Source organism: Ruegeria sp. CDSA246, assembly GCF_059611225.1.
The window spans coordinates 12,979-31,109 of the sequence record NZ_JBXWPD010000003.1; the positions used below are offsets into that span (position 1 = coordinate 12,979).

Here is an 18,131-nt window from a genome sequence, read left to right on the forward strand (position 1 = left end):
AACGTCTGATTACTAAGATTGGGATACAGTACCCGGTTTTTCCGCTAGGTTTCAAATTGAGGCGTGAACCCTTTCGGATGCACAACAGTCTTACTCTCGCCATCCACCAGCACACTCGGTGTTTATTAGACCTCTTGTTTAATTCGACTATTCTGAGACCTCATGCGCGGCAAAGGCATCCGCATAGTCGGGATGCCATCGTGAAAGAGCCGGGCGATTGTTGATAATATCACCCGCGGCCCATTCAACCCGTTTGCAGTCGAGCTCTTCGGGCACATCATTGTCCGGGCAAAGTATATAGAAATCCCCGTCCGACATGCGCTTCAGCAAATAGTCAATTGCCTCTTCACTGGTCCAAGCGGCGGCAGGTTTTTCCGGCATGAACTTCTCAATCATTCTGGTATAGGTAAATCCCGGCACAAACAGATGAGCGGTGATAGGCACTTCAGCCTGTCGCAAATCGTGTGCCAACATTTCTGTCATGACCTTTACGGCGGCTTTGCTGGTATTATAAGCAGGGTTTCCGGGCGGTGTGGTAATGCCCTGTTTTGATCCGGTGTTGATCACGACAGCCGGGCGCGCCGCTTCGATCATGCGCGGCAGAAAAGCATGCACGCCATTCATGACGCCGAAAAGATTGACCTCTAGTAGTTTGCGCCAGTTTTCCGTGTTTTCCCAACTACCGGTTGGCGCGGCGATACCGGCATTATTCATCAGGACAGCCACCTCACCCAGCGCAAAAGCCTGATCCACCAAGGTGTTCACAGCAGAGGTGTCTGTGACATCAGTCGGAACTGCCTGAACAGTTGCGGACGACCCAGCTTGATCGCGCAATTCCGCCTCGGCGCTGGCCAAGGCCTCGCCCGCCAAATCGACCAGCACAACCCCTAGACCGTCCTGAATAAATCGTTGGGCCGCGGCTTTGCCGACGCCGCTGGCCGCCCCGGTTACAACGGCAAAGCCGCCTTTTTCGATAGCTTCGCGGTACATGGATCATCCTCTTTTCCTATGAATGACTGAACGGCCCTTCAAGGCGCCATCTTTTGCTTGAGACCGCCGATGAACGTCTCGTCATTCTGTTGTTTGCGCGCATCAAGCAGTTCTTCAGCATCAGGCCCTGCGCGAAAACGCAGGCGGTTTCGGGTCTCGGTTGCCGCATCCCAAATGACCTGCGCGACAGTTTCTGGTGCTGAAGGGTTCGCGGCCAGTTTACCGAACAGGCGCCCCATGGCTTCGCCCATTGGTGCATAGTCCGGCAGGTTCTCATCCATTGCGAAATCGAAAGAGCTGCCGCCAAAGTTAGTCCGTATCATTCCAGGTTGGACGATACGGACCCGAATGCCAAGGGGTTCCAACTCGTAGTGCAGTGCTTCAGAAAGCCCCTCTACTGCGAACTTGGTGCCATGATAGAGCGCGCCGAGTGGAAATGTGATCTGTCCGCCGATGGAGGAGATGTTGATGACTGTGCCGGACCGGTTCTGGCGGAAATGAGGCAGAACCGCTTTGGTCACTTCCATCAACCCGAGCACGTTGGTGTCGAACTGACGCCGGATGCGGTCCATTGTGAAGGCCTCTAACGCACCATATGCGCCATAGCCCGCATTGTTCAGCAAAACATCAATCTGTCCAAACCGTTCGATGCCATCTCGCACGGCCGTTGTAATTGAGTCCGCATCCGTCACATCCAGTTGGGCCAGATGCACGCTATCCAAAGCCCCAAGATCCGTGCTGCCTGCAGGGTTGCGCATCGTGGCGACGACATTCCAACCCTTCGCTTGGAAATGTCGGGCGGTTGCCGCGCCAATTCCGGATGAGGCCCCGGTGATCAGAATGGTTTTCATGTTTTTGCTCCGCAAGTTACGAAACACATAATAGTATTTAGGCACGGATGGGTCTTTAAGTATTATCCAGTTTTCTTGCACAATGCTCCAGAAGTGGAGATCTTCTGTAAAGGTTTTCCCACCTCCGTGCTATCGATAAGAGCAACCACTGGAGGCGTATATGGGATCTCAGACACTATTGGACTATGTTCTGGCACTGCTTGACCGCGCGGGCGTCGCGCAGGGCGTACTGACACAGAAGGAAAGCGAGACGGTTTTTCTCATTCACCCGTCGACCACCCTAAACGACGCCAATGTCTACCGCCCGCTGTTGTGCGCGGTCCTACAAGGCGCCAAAGAGGTAGGAACCAGTAACAGAACACTCACTGTTCGGGCCGGGCAGTCGCTGATCGTCAGTAACGCGCTGCCGGTTGTCTCAAGGATCACAAAGGCCACACCCGAACGTCCCTACGTCGCGCTCGTGTTCCCCCTCGATCTGGAACTCTTGCGCGTCCTGGCCTCGTCAGGGCCGCGGTCGTCTACCTATCAAGTGTCGGATCCATTTTCGATCTGCCTCGCTGAAACCGATCACGAAATGAAAAGCGCCCTATTGCGATATTTTCGCCAGTGCGAAACCGAAGAGACACGTCACATGCTCGCTCCGATCACGGTGCGGGAAATCCATGCCCGCCTGCTGACTGGGCGACATGGTGGCACGCTCCGAAAACTGGCGTGGCACGAAAACACGGCAAGCCGGATTTTCGCAGCTACACACGAAATCCGGTCAGATTTAGCTAAATCCCTAGTCGTTGGAGAACTTGCAGGGCGCGTGGGTATGAGCACTTCGGCATTCTTCGAACAATTCAAGGCTGTTACGGGAACCTCGCCGCTGCAATACCAGAAAGACTTGCGTTTGCTCCAAGCCCGGAATGAGCTTCAAACCACCGGCTCAAAAGTCTCAGAGATTGCCTACGGGGTTGGATATGAAAGCTCGGCTCAATTCTCAAGAGAGTATGTCCGCAAATTCGGACGTTCCCCAAGACAGGACCGCGTTCCCGAATCTGTCCAATAGGGCTGCAGGTATAAAACCAAACGTCGCAGCCCCGACACGAACCTAGGCTTTCGAACCGATCAATTTTTGAAAGCGGCCATTGGCGCAATCGAGGAATTGGTACATTTTCTGCAAAGTGTGAATCGGCCGGGCCACAGGTACTCTGACTCGACCATGAGTTCGTCTACCACCCATTTCTCAATAGAGGCGCGGGTGCCCTTGGATATTTCGAAGCGCACAGGTTTCTGCGTCTTGCTTCGAAGTACTGAAGCCCGTTCCTTGATCTGACCCGATGACATGACATCTGTCACTTTTATTTTTACCAGATTGCAGCCGCGGAGCTTACTGTCGGTTGCCATGTTGAAGAGCGCAAGATCGCGATGGTTTTCGGCAAGCTCGAGGCGCACTCGGATCGCCCAGACATGTTTTGTTTTCAAGGGGTGCTTCTGACCCACGACACGGCCTTTGTTCCAGGCTGGGCGAAGTGCGCGAATGGCCGGTAAGTTTGGTGTTTCCTTAACTGATCCTCCAATCCGTCATGCCCACTCAGGAGGATAACCCGACGTTGACGCAACCCTCGCTGCCTGCCAAGACCTCCCTAACTATGTGTGCGAGCTTTTTCGGGGTCGTAAATTGGGCTGGACACAATTGTTGCGTTTGTCGCGAAATCATTTCCTGAAACCTTTAGCGTGGTTCCGATGGCAAGCTGTGGCTGAACATGCGCAAGGGCAAGCGATTTGCCCAAACGGTGCGAGAAGCAGGGGCTGTTGATGACGCCCACCTCCGCGCCATTCAATGACAGTGTTTCTCCGCCTTCGACCATGTCAGAATGATCGATATCCAGGCAGAAGTTATTGACCTTTTCGGAACCTTTTGCGGCCATGACGGCCGATTTGCCGCGAAAATCGCCCTTGGATTTGTTGACAGTAAAGCCAAGGCCGACCTCCCAGGGCGTGTTGACTTCGGTCATGTCATATCCGTAGAACAGCAGCCCCGCCTCGATCCGCACCTTGTCGAGTGCTGTAAAGGAGCAGGGCATGACGCCTGCCTCCGCCAGTTTGTCCCAAATGTCGGTGATCACAGAGCCATCGGCAAAAATCTCATAGCCGCGTTCGCCGGAATATCCGGTTCTCGAGATACGGCAGGGGTGACCGAAAAGCACCGCAGGCGTATGTTCGAAATAGGCCAGATCGGCCAGGTCAAAATCCGCGTTCGCGTTGAGAATTTCCAATGAGGCTGGCCCCTGTACTGACAGATCATGCAGATCATCGGTAAATTCGATCTGCACGTTCCGCCCTTCCGCCGAATTCTCCAGAAGCGCCATCGTGTTGCCCGAGCCATGCACGATCATCCATTCGTCGCCGCTGTTATTGGACACTATGGCATCGTCGGCGATCCCGCCCTCATCTGTCAGCACGCACAGGTAAGCCGCCTTTCCCGGTGTGACCTTGGAAAGATCGCGTGTGGTTAGGTGATCAAGAACCGCTTGGGCGTCAGGACCGCGCACGAACACCTTTTTCAGAGGCGACATGTCAAACATTCCCGCGCGCTCGCGAACCGCATCGTGTTCATCGTTGGGATCGGTGTGGTAGGTCCAGGCGGTGCCCATACCATTCCAATCCTCTAGTCCCGAGCCAAGGCTCTGGTGGCGGGATGCAAGCGCGGACGTGCGGCTAAGTTCTTCGGCCATGGGGGTTCCTCTCTCTAGTACCATTCGTCCGGCATTCGCGCTTTGCGCTCTGACACGAAGTCTTCAAGCGCGGCCTGGATGTCGGGTTTCATTTCGGGGCGTTGATAGTCGTTCAACAACTGACGCCACCGGGTGGCGGCGCGTTGATCTGCTGTAAGAGCACCATTTTCAGACCAGGTTTCGAAGGGTCCGGCGTCAGAAATCTGTGGCTCAAAATTCGCCGTCGCGTAGTGCCGCAGCGTGTGATTGGTCGACAGGAAATTTTCGCCCGGGCCTGCTTCGAAATAGGCATCACGACCAAAGGCCTCGTCATCCGTTTTGAAGCCCTGCAACAGTTTCAGCATCGCGCCACAGTGGTCGAGATCCATGATGAATTTCTCGTAGGACATCACAAGCCCACCTTCGAGCCAGCCCGCTGCGTGCCAAACCTGATGAGCCCCGGACAAAAGCGTGGACCACATTGCACCGGTGCTGTCCTGCATCGCGTGCCCGTCGGGCGCATTGGAGGCGGTGATATGTCCGCCGCCGGACCGTACGGGCACACCAAGCCTTCGTCCCAATTGTGTTAGCGCCATCGTGGTCATGTTTGCCTCGGGCGATCCAAAGGTCAGAGCGCCTGTGCGCAAGTTCATTGTGGAGTGGAATGAGCCGAACACCACCGGACAGCCAGGATGCACCAGTTGCGCAAGCGCAATGCCGACCATCGCTTCGGCCAGAGTTTGCGCCGACACCGCTGCAGGTGAAAGCGGGCCCATAGCGCCCGCGAAAATGGCAGGGGAGACACAAACACATTGCCCTGCCTCCGCATAGATGCGCAGAGCCGAAGACATCGTATCATCATAAACCAGCGGCGAATTGACGTTGATGTTGGCCTGCATCACTGCGTGGCGCTCCATGAAGTCGCGCCCAAAGACCAAGCGCGCCATCTCGATACTATCCTGGGTACGATCGGGAGCTGTGACAGATCCCATAAAGGGTTTGGACGACAGCGTCAGATGCGCCAGCATCATGTCCAGATGTCGTTTGTTCACCGGTACATCTGTCGGCTCGACCACCGTGCCGCCGGAATGGTGCAAGGCAGGCGCAGTGTAGGTCAGTTTGACGAAATTGCGGAAGTCCTCCAGCGTCGCATAGCGGCGGCCATTCGCCAGATCGCTGACAAACGGAGAGCCGTATCCCGGCATCAGCACAACATTGTCGCCGCCAAGTGTCACTGTTTTGGCCGGGTCTCGGCCATGCAACTGAAATTCACTAGGGGCGGTAGCGCAAAGCGCGCGGATGTGACCCGGTTCAAACCGTACACGTTCGCCATCGATGCGTGCACCAGTTTGGGCGAAGTGATCCAGCGCTGTACGATCTCCTCGGAACTCGACACCAATATTGTTCAAAATCCAATCGGCTTGATCTTCGATCCGGGTCAGTGCCGTTTCGCTCAGAAGATCGTATGCAGGTATTTTGCGCCCCGAGAACGGCGTGCCCTCAGAGGGCTCATTGTCACGGGCCAAGCGGCGTCGGCGCACGCGTCTGCGGTGCCCCGTCAGTGTTGATGTGTCTGCTACAGCGTTCAAAGGGTCCAACGTCATTTGTTCGTTTCGCGCAACTAGGTGCAAATTTTGGGCTTAAAAAATTATGTTGAAAATCGAAAATTTCTTTTCTCAGTGTTTAGAAAATTTGTACGCTATACTCATGGCTGCCCGCTTTCATCACCACGACTTGCTTAGGCTATTTGCTGAGATCGCCCGTTATTCCAGCTTTTCGACGGCGGCGTCGGCGCTCAATATGACAAAGGGTGCGATCAGTTATCAGATCAAAACGCTTGAGGCCGATCTGGGGATGGCCTTGTTTCAGCGCACAACGCGGGGTGTCACACTCACCGGTGAAGGACTGAAACTGCTCGCAATCTGCCAGACCCGATACGAAGAGATCGAAACCGAAATTCAGGCGTTGAAAGGGATTTCATCGCGCTCTTTGACTGTTGGTGTCTCGACCTATTTCGCTGCGCGTTGGCTGTCGCCACGCCTGATGTCATTCATGCAAAGCCACCCGGACGTGCAGCTTCGCATTCAGCCGATGGTCGAGTTTTCGCATGCAGAGATGCAGGAAGTGGACTTGGCAATCAGGTGGGGCAACGGGAATTGGAGTGACGGTACCGTTACACCGTTCATGCACTTACGGCCCTATCCAGTAGGTAATCGGGCGGCGGCCGACCTGGTGAATGAGTTGGGAATAGAAGGCGCAATGTCGCAACTTACGTTGCTGAGAGATCGCGATGACAGCAGCGCCTGGTCAGATTGGCTGAACGTCGCAAAGCTTCCTCGGCAATCAAGGCGAGATGTGCTGATCGTTCCTGACCCGAATGTCCGGGTGCAAGCCGTCATCGACGGACAGGGCATCGCTTTGATGGATGACTTGGTTGGGGACGATTTGAATGCAGAAAGGCTGTTTAGATTGTCGGAAACCGTTCTGCCTGAATACGGGTATTTCTTAGTTCAGCCGCACAGAACCGCCCCAATTGGCGCAGTGCGGGCATTCTCGGATTGGGTTCAGAGCCAGGCCTGATGGTACTCCCCCTTGAGCGGCGTCAAGAAAAATATTATACGGCATATAAATAATATGAGGAAGATCCAGACGATGCCCACAGGACATATTATGATGGCAATGAGTCTAGACGGCTTTGTTGCAAGGCCGGATCACAGGCTGGATTGGTTGGATAAGCAACCCACCAAGGATGAAGACCACGGGTTCACAGCCTTTCAAGACAGTGTCGACGTGATCGTAATGGGATCGGGATCATACCGGACGGTTAGGGGGTTTGGAGCGTGGCCATACACGAAACCGGTGGTGGTTCTCAGTCGTTCGATGACAGCCGACGACATCCCTAGTGACCTGCGCGACAAGGTTGAGGTTTCAGACAAATCTCCAACCGAATTGATGCAGAGCTTTGACGCGCGTGGTTTCAGCCGAGTTTATGTGGATGGCGGAGCAATCGTTCGCTCTTTCCTCAAAGCCGGGCTGATTGAAGACATGCGGATCACCTTGATTCCCATCCTAATCGGGGAAGGCATTCGGATATTCGGCGAGACACAAGGTGACGTTGATCTGGAACTGGTGTCGGTTAGCAGCTTTCCCTCCGGTCTGGTGGATCTCGATTACAGATTGAAAATCGGATGACGAAAACTTCCCCACCAGGGCGGCCGCCAAAGGCTGAGCAGCGCCTTTCGAAACAGCTGATCCTGAAAACTGCATTGCCGATTGTCCAAAGCAAAGGCGTTGACGCGCTATCGTTTCGCATGCTCGCCAATCAGCTTGGGGTCACCCCGATGGCGGTGACCTATCACGCTGGCACCAAGAGACAGCTTTTATCCGGTCTGGTGGAAAATGCTTTCGCCGGCGTTCTGGATGGCGTGGACGGAGATACTCCGGTTGAACGCGCCCAAAGCATCATGATGACCTACTATGGATACGCCTTGAAGAACGCCAACCTTCTGCGCGCGATCCTTGAGGATGTGACGCTGATGAGCGCGGATCTCATAAACGTGTCCGGGGAATTAAAGGCCAGCACGGACCAGATTGAAAACAGCGATGGCGGCGACGTCCTTGTTCACGTGCTAATAGACTATGCACATGGGTTTGTACTCTCTGCCTCCAGCGGAGAAAACAATCCCCTGACAACAGATGACTTTCTGCGCGGGATTGACTGGATTCTTGATCAAGCAGCTGGTGACCGCGAGGTCCGGTTGCGGAGAAAACAAGCGTATCAGGGTGGTCCGGCAGAACGACCTTAACGACCCAAACATCCACACTGGGCTGTGTCTTCGCGACTGCAGCGAATGACCGGTAAGCGAACTGCGAGCGTAGAATCGTTAAGGCAGTGTGAAGGTCCGGAATGGGCCATCTTTGGGGATGGCCTTGTACCTAATTTCCATGACGCCTGAGCACAGTTCTGAGGTACTCGGTCGAATGCCAGGTTTGATATGCACAGAATACCCCGGCGCAGCCTTTAAGTGTCAACTGATGCTTGGCCGATTGCTGGATGGATCCACGATATGTCCGTCCAGTTTCTGGATCGCGTAGCGCGCTTTTCCATACCGTGCCGTCAAAGACCAATTCGGTCAGGATCATATCACCAACCTGCGCATGGGGCGTGTCGTCCTTGTTCCAAACCCAAACAAGACGTCCACACTTTATTGCTTTATTCGATGTGCAATCTTCAAACGCGACGATCACGCCGAGTCCGGGGGACGCGTAGTGGCCTTTTAGGTCAAAGGCATGTCCTTGGGTGGCCAACATACCCACGATAACCGCAATCACCAAAAGAGCTGTTTTGACCATTCGGATGCGCAATCGCGGCGCGACGCGGGCGAATTCGGTCAAGTATCTTGGATGCTCGGTCTTCATGAACCGATCCCACCACGAAAAATAGAGCCCGTGGTTATAGCCCGCATGTGCATGGTGCATATCGTGATGAGTAACGCTCGTGAGCCAGCCAAAGACCGGCCTGCCTTTTGCATTGGCAGGAAAGATTTCGATCCCACAGTGCCCGATTGCATTGCGCAGCATCATATGGGTCACAAAGATGAAAAGCGCGACAGGGTGTGTTGGCAGAATGATAAGAACGAAAGGCAAGTAGACGGCGTTCACCACGGCCTCGCCAACGTCAAAGCTGTAGGAGGTGAAGGGAGTCGGTTGGTGTGACTTGTGATGCAAGCGGTGAAACCGGCGAAACAGGGGCGGGTAGTGCAGGGCACGGTGCGTCCAATAGAACCACGCATCATGAAGGATAATCAGCACCGCGATACTGAACGCGAAATAGGTCCAGCCATATGCGGCTATGTCTTGGTAGATTGTGATGACACCTACCCTCGCACCAAGCGCGATGGATGTCCCTGCGGCAGTAAAGATAAGCACAGTGCGCAGGCTCGTTAGAATCTCGCGCAGGATTTGACCTTGTGGCACTGCAGAGGGTCTAATTTTCTGCGCACCAAGACGCCGTGCCAGCATGATATTGATCAATAGATACGTGCCGCCGGCGCCAAGAATATACCGTAAGAGGTCTCCGCCGAAGACATCCGTGTAGATGGATAAGAGTGTGGCTAACTGAGTCATTGTCTGCTCCGAATGCGAATTGACATGTGGCGGACACTGGCTGGCGACGCAAATCAGAGCGCGCTGAATTTGAAAACCGATCCGTTTCTTGCAAAATCGGCGAGGATTTTTCAGTTTCAGTATGGCTATACCGTTGACCGGCGGGGTAAATCCGACTTCGATTGCGCCTGTTATGTCAGACCCAATGATTTTGGATATCTTCCTGCGCGGCAGTGCCATCGGCACACTCGCGTTATGCGCCGCTGTCTTCATGAGAAACGGGGGATTCCAGCGCAAAAGCATGGCAGTAGTCTTGCTGTGCCTCAGTTTTGGCCCCTACTTGATTGTGTCCTCACCAAGCATTGATCTAACCGACAGCCCGGTTCGGATTGTGCTTGTGATGATCGCAGGTGTGATCCCTGTCTTGCTCTATTGGGCCGTGATTGAGCTGTTCCAGGATGACGTTTTTGTTCGACCTTGGCAGATCTTGACCGCTGCGTTGATAGTCGGGTTGGCATGGCTTTCTCAACTACAGCTGCAACTTGGTGCAGTTCGCGGTATCTGCGTACTGATCTTCTTTTTCCATGGCCTGTGGATCGTAGTTTCAGGTCAGGCGGGGGATCTGATCGAGGCCCGTCGCCGGTTTCGGCGTTGGTTTCTGATCTGGATCCTCAGTTTGGGAATTCTCATTACCGGATTTGAAATCACCCATTTGGATAAAGCGCTTCCTGTCTGGGTATTTGCACTACAGGCGAGTGCGTTTTTCCTGTCTGCAGGCGCATTCCTGCTGTGGTCGGTTCGCGTGGTTCCAGACATCTGGATACCGAGCACTCCAAAGCGGGATGACCAAGCCAACCCGGCGCAGTCCGCGCTCATAACGCGTATTGAAGCCGCGATGTCTGAGGGTCTGTGGCGCATCGAAAGGCTGACCGTTGCCCAAGTGGCCGCACATCTTGGGACACAGGAACACCGCATTAGGTCCGCAATCAATCAAGGCTTGGGGCACCGGAATTTTGCGAGCTTCGTGAACGCGTTCCGCATTCAAGAGGCGCAATCCATGTTATCATCGCCCGAGCTGGCAGAGCGTTCGGTCCTGAGCATCGCTTACGATGTGGGGTTTTCCTCACTGGGACCATTCAACCGCGCCTTTCGCGCTCAAACCGGGATGACGCCTTCGGAATTTCGAAGGGCGCATTTACATGAAACGACAAAGTCACGTTTGTAAGCTATCCGCAAAACCACTTTCCAAGCCTGCTTTGCAAAAAAAATCAAAATTACGGCTGCCGTACCGCAGCAACGATCAATGAGGCGGACGTCTGCCAAGGGTTGTTGCCAATACCCGTAGTACAGCCTGCTGTCGTTCGGGGCTTGGGAGTGCGCAGTAATTGGAGCCAATTTGTTGCGCTTGATCGCGTTGGTCGGCCTTCAGTTCACCCGAAGAAGCCGAACCCCGACGCATCTGTGTCGCAAATTCTAATAGGATGTGCGCTCTGACCGACGGTCCCACACTGCTAAACTTGGTTTCTTCCGCAGATCACACCGCTTCTGGATCATTCCAATGGAGGAGACCCATATGTCTGCGAATGAAGACAACATACGTCCACCCGGCTTAGTGCTGGCGCTTGTGCCAATCGTGCTGACCCTGTGTGTGCTTGGGCTGCAGCTATTCTATTTCGGCGATTTTACCCCGCACATCCCTTTGGCCTTCGGGATCGCGATCACCGGCATCATTGGCCTTATGTTGGGTCACAAATGGCCCAGCATCGAAGAAGGCGTGTTCCACGTCATTAATATATCCCTGCCGTCGGTCTCGATACTGATCACGGTAGGTATGATCATTGGCGTGTGGATCGCAAGCGGCACCGTCCCGACGCTGATCTATTACGGTCTCAAGATATTGTCGCCCGAGCTTTTCCTTGCTGCAGGAATGGTCCTTTGCTCCATTGTCTCTGTTTCATTGGGCACATCGTGGGGAACAACCGGTACAGTTGGTTTGGCGTTGATGGGGATTGGTGCCGGGTTTGGTATTCCAATGTATTGGGCGGCAGGGGCGGTGGTCTCTGGCGCGTTCTTCGGCGACAAGATCTCGCCTTTGTCGGACACAACTAACCTTGCCCCTGCCGCGACGGGGACCAATCTTTTCGATCACATTCGGAACATGCTTCCGACCACTGTTCCTTCGATGCTGATCGCGCTGGTGATTTACTTTGTCGTCGGTTTCACACTGATCGACACGTCGCAGGTTTCGTTTGATCGTATTCACGCGATCACAACCGCGCTGGACGACGCATTTTGGATTTCACCGATCATGCTGTTTCCGGCGGTTCTGGTCATCGTTTTGGCTGTCATGAAGCAACCTCCGATCCCGTCGCTGTTTGCGGGGGCTGTTGCGGGCGGTGTTATGGCAATCTTTTGTCAGGGGGCCGGGCTTCATGAAACGTTCACTTTTGCCAACAGCGGCTATTCAATCGATACCGGGGTTCCGGAGATAGACCCTTTGCTAAACCGCGGGGGCATTCAGTCGATGATGTGGACCATCTCACTGGTGCTGCTTGCCCTGGGTTTCGGCGGAGCGCTTGAACGCGTGGGTTGCCTTCAGGCTATCATCAAAGTCGTCATATCGAAGGTGAAGTCGTTCGCCGGCATACAGATTTCCGCTATCATGACGTCTGTCGCCACCAATACCGTTGCAGGCGATCCATACTTGTCCATCGCACTGCCGGGCCGAATGTATGCGCCTGTCTATCGCGCGATGGGCTATTCCCCGCTGAACCTGTCCCGCGCCGTCGAGGAGGGCGGAACGCTGGTGTCCCCTCTGATCCCATGGAATGCAGGTGGTGCCTTTGTCATCACGGCACTTGGTTTGGGGATCGCGGACGGGAACTTCGAGAACCTGCTGTACATCCCGCTCGCATTTGCTTGCTGGCTGTCACCGGTCATCGGTATCATCTATGCCATGACCGGGCTCTTCTCACCAAAGGCGAGCGAAGATGAGATCCGCTCGTGGGAGGAAAGCGGTGAGCCTGTTGCCCAGATGAGCGCCTGACCGTACCGCACCAACACCGCAACAGGTGTTGGTGCACTTCATCCGCCTTGGTCGATACTGGGAGGAGAGACAATGAACCCGAGAAACTTTGTTCCAAAAGGTGCGGCCAGCTATCGCATAGACCATGAAGGGTCGGCCAAAGAAATCTACTTCTTGCTATTGCCGAAACTGACCATGCTGGCCTTTAGTGCTGCGGTAGAGCCACTGAGGATCGCCAATCAGGTCACCAACAAAGAGCTTTATAAGTGGTTTCTGATCACCGAAGACGGGACACCGGTTTCCTGTTCCAACGGGATTGAAATTACGCCGGACTTTGCATTGCTCAATCTTCCGCGATCCTCGCGGTTGTTTGTTTGTTCAGGCATTGAACCAGCCGAAAGTACGAACCCCAAAGTCCTGTCCTGGATCAGTAGACAGAGAACCTTTGGCTGCAATCTGGGTGGAATTTGCACCGGCGCTTTTGCCCTGGCTAAGGCCGGGGTTCTGCCGGGAAAAAGGTTTACGTTGCACTGGGAAAACCACCCGGCTTTCATTGAAAGTTTTGTCGATTTGGAGCCATCGGCAAACCTGTACGAGATTGACAACGAGCTTATGACATGTGGTGGTGGAAATGCCGCAACCGACATGATGCTGGACATGATCGAATCCGATTTCGGAAACGATCTGGCGGTCATCGTATCGGACATGTGCATCCACTTTCGATCCAACAATAGCAAAACGCTTCAGAAATCGGCCTTCTCGGTGGCCTTGGGCAGCCGCAATCAATACCTGATCAATGCTATGCAGATCATGCATGAAAACCTGGAAGAGCCGCTGGATATCTTTGAAATCGCGGAAGCTGTGCAGATATCGCGTCGTCGGCTGGAACGTCTTTTTCAAAAGTATGTCGAAATCTCGCCCGTCCAGTTCTATATCGAACTGCGCGTCGCGAGGGCATACGCACTGCTCAGCGAAACCGAGATGTCGGTCGCCGAAATTGCGGCAGCCACTGGCTTTAGCAGCGCTACTCAGCTGACCGTACGATTCAAGAAACGCTACGGCGAGGCGCCAACTTCTTTCCGGAGAGGATGGTCTGAAAGACGCGATTAGATTGCATCTGACCAGTATCGGAAGTCAAAAATTTCGAATTTTTGATTTAGGTAATGTGCGGTTAGGGTCGGGCATCATAACCAATAAATGACGAGAGCCGCGAGCGCGATTGCATAGCGTCTTGTGCGACCCGTATTCCTTGGCGCATCGCGCCAGCGCAACCCATTGCTATTGATGAAGATAATCCTACTCTGAACACGTCGATCATCTACACGTGGCTTGCCATGAGACTTAGGAAAGAAGGGCTCAAGGCGCGCCATCTGCTCGTCGCTCAGCCATAAAAGGTCAGGCATGGTAACCGCTTGTTTTCGGCAACGTGAATCACGCTGAAACCAAAAATCAATGTGTCCTGAGCCCAACCACGGTCCGCTTTCCGGCTCTCGGTTCGCGAGACGTTAAGGCTCCCAAGGCCTACGCTTATCGGCGTATCATCTGCGAAATCAACCACCGATACGATCCGGATTTTGACTGCACAGGCAAATTGATCGAAAGTGGCGGAACAATTTGGTCGAAAGTGACCATGTCGCAATGAAGCGCCTACTTAGGTACCGTCAGAGCATTCGAGCCTTGCGAACCGTGAGGGCAACACTGAGTGGGATAGAGACGATCCGGACCAACAAGCGCGGTCACATTTGACACAAATAGACCGGTGTTCGAGGAGAGACCGGCTTCATCTCAAACTGTTCGAGCGCGTATAGTCCGGCCGCATGCGCTGCACTTGACCCAGCTTCAACCAATTAACGCAACAGTCCTCTTACCGCAGGTCACCGATCCGACCAGCACCCCTGTACACGTCGCCAAACCCTGCGATTAGCCGTAGGCAGAATAAATTCGACCTAGCAGACCTCGGGCACCTTCGTCAGAGGTGATGCGCGCAGAATGCGTTCGTAGCCAAGATGCGCGCCTAGCGGATCCTTGTGCGGTACCTCGCCGGGCAGGGTCTCGACAACGAGACAGCTGAGCGGTGCATCGGGGCCAAGCGTTATGTCGGCCAGAAGACTCGTGATCTCTGCGGCCGACCAGCTTGTCTGGCCGGCGGGCTCGGTTGTGGCGGTAAATCCAAAGCTTCTGTCATCGAAGGGCTGGCGCGGGCGGCGCGGAGCTGCAAGCTGGCGACGACCCAGAAGCACGTTGCGCCGGTCTTCGTCATCAGCTTGCACCGCTTGTACGTAAAGCAGCACCCAAAGGTCGGTGCGTGGCACCACAGGTTGCACGGAGCGACCATTCTTGACCGGGTCGGCGAATTCGGCGCTGACAGTCAACCGCTGGGTCGAGCGGGTGACGCCGCAGGTAAGCGGAGGAGGCGCGTGCTGGATACCTGCGACTTGCAGGGGCCGCCCGTATCTGCCTTGCGCAGTACTCCACATCTCGGCGTGACCGACGCGGAATTCGTAAAGGAAGAAACCGAAGAGTTCGGGCGCTTCGGGCGGCAGCCCTTGGGGCAGCGGTAGCATAAAGTGCCGAGGGCTGTTCGTGGGCAAAAGCTTCTGCATCGCGCCCAGTCCGCTGCGGTCATCGGCTTGCTCGGGGATGATCGTGCGGATCAGTTCAAGGTCGATGGGCAGGGGCGTGTTACCCAGCGTCGGGTCGCCGGTAAGATCGCCGGTGAGTACTGGGTCCGGACTGGTGGCGAGCATGCGCGCGAACAGGCTATCATTCGGATCGTCGGGCGGTCGGTCGAACTCGAGCCAGACCAGCCGGGTTCGTTCCTCGGAGTGGGAATACGCTGGGTCGCGCAAGTAGGGTGATAATGCGATGCCTGCTGAGACAATCTTGGGCACCTGGCGCGGAGGCCGGGCGACAGGCAAGGTCAGATCGACCTCTTCGGCACCGTCCTCTTGTGCGGGGTCAACCTTGTATTCGGGGATGGCGGTGTATTTTAACTGCAAAGGACGCGGGAAGCTGCCGTCCGCGGGCTCGGGGTCGATCGCATCGAGGAAGATCAGCGTCGTTTCTCCATTGGCGGCGGCACGGGCGACCTCGTGGGGGGCGGACTGCCGCCAGCTCACGCGACCCACTTGGTTGCCGTCACGCTCGATGCGCAACCCACTGAGCCCATCCCATGTCCAGTCCCTTTCGATGTTGACAATGACCGCGACGATCCACTGGCTGGTCACTTCGGATTTGGTTGCGAAGCGGACTGAACCGCCGTCGGGACCGATAACTGCGTTCAGACTTGAGTGCAGCCCGAATAGGCAGCGCTGTCCCGGGCGAGCGCGCAGGCTTGCGCCCACATGATCGAGGTCGAGCGCGGAGGCAAGCCGCGCGATCGGGTTCTCGGCCCCCTGACCAGTACGACCTCCGGCACGGTTGGCTCTGACAAGCGCCCGGCTTCCCGGTTCTGTAGGTTGCAGATAGAAACCCTCGGCCACCCATCCGCGTGGCAGGCTAATGAGGCCGCGTTCGTCCTGGGCCGGGCTGCGTAGGTAGCGCCGCGCAGTTTCGCCGCGGCGCACGTCATCGGCACCGAAGTAATCGGGCTTGTCCGAGCAGATAGGGGTCAGGTTCAGCCGCACATTGCGCGAAGTCGGAATAGTGATCGCGCCGTCTGTGGGGATTGCCATGGTCCCGATGTCGGCGGTGTCAACGTATTCGAGATCTAGCAGGGCCTGACCATCGGCATCGAAGGCGCGCTCTATAGTGTAGAGCTGTTCGTAGACCGGCTCATCGTCTTCCGGGTTCACGTCTGGACGCAGCACTTCAACCGAGATCTCGAGGATGTCCACATCTGGGTCCGGAAGGCCAGGTGCGCGCTGCTCGGCGGCGGCCTGGGGCATATCTGCCTCAAGCTCGGCCTCGGTTCCGCCGGCCACGAGGCACGCGGGGTAGTGCAGTCGGGGTTTGGTAACTGTGAGCGAGGATGGAGGGTCGGTGGGATCGGCTGCCGAAGGCAGGGCGGGCGTCGTACGCAGTCCAGCGGGCCGGACGTAGCGCTTCATCGTTGCGGTGTAGACAGGCTGTGCACCGGGGTTCAGGGCCTCGGTTTCGATGCCGGGGCCACCGCCGGAAAGATCGCAAAGTCGAATGCGCAGATCGTATGTGGTGCCATAGCGCAGCGGGATATCGGGGGGCACGCCTATGACAGGTTCAGGTTCATCGTCGCCGCCCATCAGCCGGTCGGCGAAGCGGTCGACCCCCACAAGCGGCCGGCCGTTCCAGGCAGCAAAGTACGAGGGAAGCCACATGTTGGCAGTGGGATCGCCGAGGATCTTGTTCGGTCCGACCTCGACGGGGAAGTTGGCCTGAACACTACCAAGGTCATTGCCGCCGAGAACAAGAGCGGTTTCCCCCATCGTCAAGGGAACCCAGTCGGAATTGTCGGTTTCCCGGGCGTCGATGCGATAGCCGCGTACGCCCATCGGCGCATCCAACGGCGCAGCACCGGGGCTAATCTGACGGTTGAACCAGGTGACTAGCTGCGAGTCGTCGCAGCCGACAAGCAGGCCGCGTTCTGTCGCGGGACGCTCCGCTTCGTCCTCACCGTCCTCGTCGAAGGGGTCGGCCCAGGCCGGTTGCGCGCCATAGACCTCTTTGGCGAAGCCGTCGTCATAACGTACGGCCTCGGCGAAGATATCGTCGTAGCCTGGGATGGGTGCTGCTGTGACGGGGAACTGTACGGCCGTGAACAGCGGGCGTGGCCCCGATAGCGGGGACAGCCGCGCGGCGTAGAGACGCAGCGCTCCGGGAATGCCGGCAAGCGACTGCCACGGACTGCCGGGGGCGAGATCGACATAGACCCAGCCCCCTTGTGAGACGACGTCTGCAGGAAGAGGGATGTCGATTGTGCGAATGAGACCTACCGCTTCGGCAAGTAAAGGCTGGCGAAGTACGCCGGCCAGAACCTGGCCCCACGACAACGGTGGGGCCGTGTCGGCGATGGACGTGCCTGCGGGCGGAACGGCCTTGAGCGCGCAGCGATACGTGTCATCGGTCAGAAGGAAGGGATTGGCACCTTGGCCATAGCCTGTGGCCTCGCGATAGGGCGGTGGCGCGTACTTCATGATCCGGATCGAGGCGGTGCGTGGGTCGGTAGGCGTGACGGAGTTGTCGATGGGGAGCTCGGACGCCAGTGATTGAAACAGCGTTTCGGCCTGAGGCATTGCGGGCAACGTGATCGCAGTCTCGCCGGTGGCGACGCTGGCCGGTGACGGCAGCACCGTCGGGTCCGCGATGGTGCGAACAACAACGTCGAAATCCGTTGTCGCATAGGGTGGCAGGCCCGGTGCGGGGGCCGAGGTCGGATCGGTCTGGGGGGTCACCATCAGACGTAGCGAGAGATTTGCGCCATCCCAATTCTGGAGGAACGGCAGCAGCACAAGGCGGGACACGGCAGTCATGGGGCGATCCTCC

The 18,131-nt window shown here is 56.1% G+C and carries 13 protein-coding genes and 3 pseudogenes; 8 read left to right on the forward strand and 8 right to left on the reverse strand.

The window, feature by feature from the left end; genetic code table 11:
- Positions 1 to 147 precede the first annotated feature (147 nt).
- Positions 148 to 990, reverse strand: coding sequence for an SDR family NAD(P)-dependent oxidoreductase (locus AC2FI9_RS04750; protein ID WP_496766130.1), 843 nt, complete (start codon positions 988 to 990; stop codon positions 148 to 150).
- A gap of 38 nt (positions 991 to 1,028) precedes the next feature.
- Positions 1,029 to 1,841: an SDR family oxidoreductase gene (locus tag AC2FI9_RS04755; RefSeq protein WP_496766132.1), complete on the reverse strand. Its 813-nt coding sequence runs from the start codon at positions 1,839 to 1,841 to the stop codon at positions 1,029 to 1,031.
- A gap of 160 nt (positions 1,842 to 2,001) precedes the next feature.
- Here AC2FI9_RS04755 and AC2FI9_RS04760 point away from each other — a divergent pair, with 160 nt between their 5' ends.
- Positions 2,002 to 2,892 (forward strand): AraC family transcriptional regulator, encoded by an 891-nt coding sequence (locus AC2FI9_RS04760; protein WP_496766134.1) that lies wholly within the window; start codon positions 2,002 to 2,004, stop codon positions 2,890 to 2,892.
- A gap of 119 nt (positions 2,893 to 3,011) precedes the next feature.
- Here AC2FI9_RS04760 and AC2FI9_RS04765 read toward each other — a convergent pair.
- The 3 genes and pseudogenes from AC2FI9_RS04765 to AC2FI9_RS04775 all read right to left on the reverse strand — a co-directional run.
- Positions 3,012 to 3,404, reverse strand: a pseudogene (locus AC2FI9_RS04765) (site-specific integrase); the annotation flags it as partial.
- Between the two features lie 65 nt (positions 3,405 to 3,469).
- Positions 3,470 to 4,585, reverse strand: a complete 1,116-nt coding sequence (locus AC2FI9_RS04770; protein ID WP_496766136.1) for an aminomethyl transferase family protein — start codon at positions 4,583 to 4,585, stop codon at positions 3,470 to 3,472.
- Complete coding sequence (locus AC2FI9_RS04775; protein ID WP_496766139.1) at positions 4,576 to 6,144, reverse strand: trimethylamine methyltransferase family protein; 1,569 nt, start codon at positions 6,142 to 6,144, stop codon at positions 4,576 to 4,578. The genes AC2FI9_RS04770 and AC2FI9_RS04775 overlap by 10 nt, the downstream gene beginning before the upstream one ends.
- Positions 6,145 to 6,247: 103 nt before the next feature.
- Here AC2FI9_RS04775 and AC2FI9_RS04780 point away from each other — a divergent pair, with 103 nt between their 5' ends.
- The 3 genes from AC2FI9_RS04780 to AC2FI9_RS04790 all read left to right on the forward strand — a co-directional run bounded on the left by AC2FI9_RS04780 (position 6,248) and on the right by AC2FI9_RS04790 (position 8,346).
- Positions 6,248 to 7,120, forward strand: coding sequence for a LysR substrate-binding domain-containing protein (locus AC2FI9_RS04780; protein ID WP_496766142.1), 873 nt, complete (start codon positions 6,248 to 6,250; stop codon positions 7,118 to 7,120).
- A 93-nt stretch (positions 7,121 to 7,213) separates the two neighbouring features.
- Positions 7,214 to 7,732, forward strand: coding sequence for a dihydrofolate reductase family protein (locus tag AC2FI9_RS04785; protein WP_496766144.1), 519 nt, complete (start codon positions 7,214 to 7,216; stop codon positions 7,730 to 7,732).
- Entirely contained in the window at positions 7,729 to 8,346 is a 618-nt protein-coding gene (locus AC2FI9_RS04790) for a TetR/AcrR family transcriptional regulator (protein WP_496766146.1), read from the forward strand. Before AC2FI9_RS04785 ends, AC2FI9_RS04790 begins: the two co-directional genes overlap by 4 nt.
- Positions 8,347 to 8,476: 130 nt before the next feature.
- Here the strand turns inward: AC2FI9_RS04790 and AC2FI9_RS04795 are convergent, their stop codons facing one another.
- Positions 8,477 to 9,667, reverse strand: a complete 1,191-nt coding sequence (locus AC2FI9_RS04795; RefSeq protein ID WP_496766150.1) for a sterol desaturase family protein — start codon at positions 9,665 to 9,667, stop codon at positions 8,477 to 8,479.
- 121 nt (positions 9,668 to 9,788) lie between these two features.
- On the opposite strand from AC2FI9_RS04795, the gene AC2FI9_RS04800 reads away from it, so the two are divergent.
- The 3 genes from AC2FI9_RS04800 (at position 9,789) to AC2FI9_RS04810 (ending at position 13,781) form a co-directional block, all read left to right on the forward strand.
- Positions 9,789 to 10,871 carry a helix-turn-helix domain-containing protein gene (locus tag AC2FI9_RS04800; RefSeq protein ID WP_496766152.1) on the forward strand — a complete coding sequence of 361 codons (1,083 nt, stop codon included), beginning with the start codon at positions 9,789 to 9,791 and terminating at the stop codon, positions 10,869 to 10,871.
- 348 nt (positions 10,872 to 11,219) lie between these two features.
- Positions 11,220 to 12,692: a Na+/H+ antiporter NhaC gene (nhaC, locus tag AC2FI9_RS04805; RefSeq protein WP_496766154.1), complete on the forward strand. Its 1,473-nt coding sequence runs from the start codon at positions 11,220 to 11,222 to the stop codon at positions 12,690 to 12,692.
- A 72-nt stretch (positions 12,693 to 12,764) separates the two neighbouring features.
- Positions 12,765 to 13,781, forward strand: coding sequence for a GlxA family transcriptional regulator (locus tag AC2FI9_RS04810; RefSeq protein ID WP_496766157.1), 1,017 nt, complete (start codon positions 12,765 to 12,767; stop codon positions 13,779 to 13,781).
- Positions 13,782 to 13,886: 105 nt separating this feature from the next.
- Here the strand turns inward: AC2FI9_RS04810 and AC2FI9_RS04815 are convergent.
- Positions 13,887 to 14,074, reverse strand: a pseudogene (locus tag AC2FI9_RS04815) (transposase); the annotation flags it as partial.
- 113 nt (positions 14,075 to 14,187) lie between these two features.
- On the opposite strand from AC2FI9_RS04815, the pseudogene AC2FI9_RS04820 reads away from it, so the two are divergent.
- Positions 14,188 to 14,414, forward strand: a pseudogene (locus AC2FI9_RS04820) (DDE-type integrase/transposase/recombinase); the annotation flags it as partial.
- Positions 14,415 to 14,617: 203 nt separating this feature from the next.
- On the opposite strand, the gene AC2FI9_RS04825 reads toward AC2FI9_RS04820, so the two are convergent.
- The gene (locus tag AC2FI9_RS04825) at positions 14,618 to 18,118 is read right to left on the reverse strand and encodes a hypothetical protein (RefSeq protein WP_496766159.1); all 3,501 of its coding nucleotides are present in this window, start codon (positions 18,116 to 18,118) and stop codon (positions 14,618 to 14,620) included.
- Positions 18,119 to 18,131 lie beyond the last annotated feature (13 nt).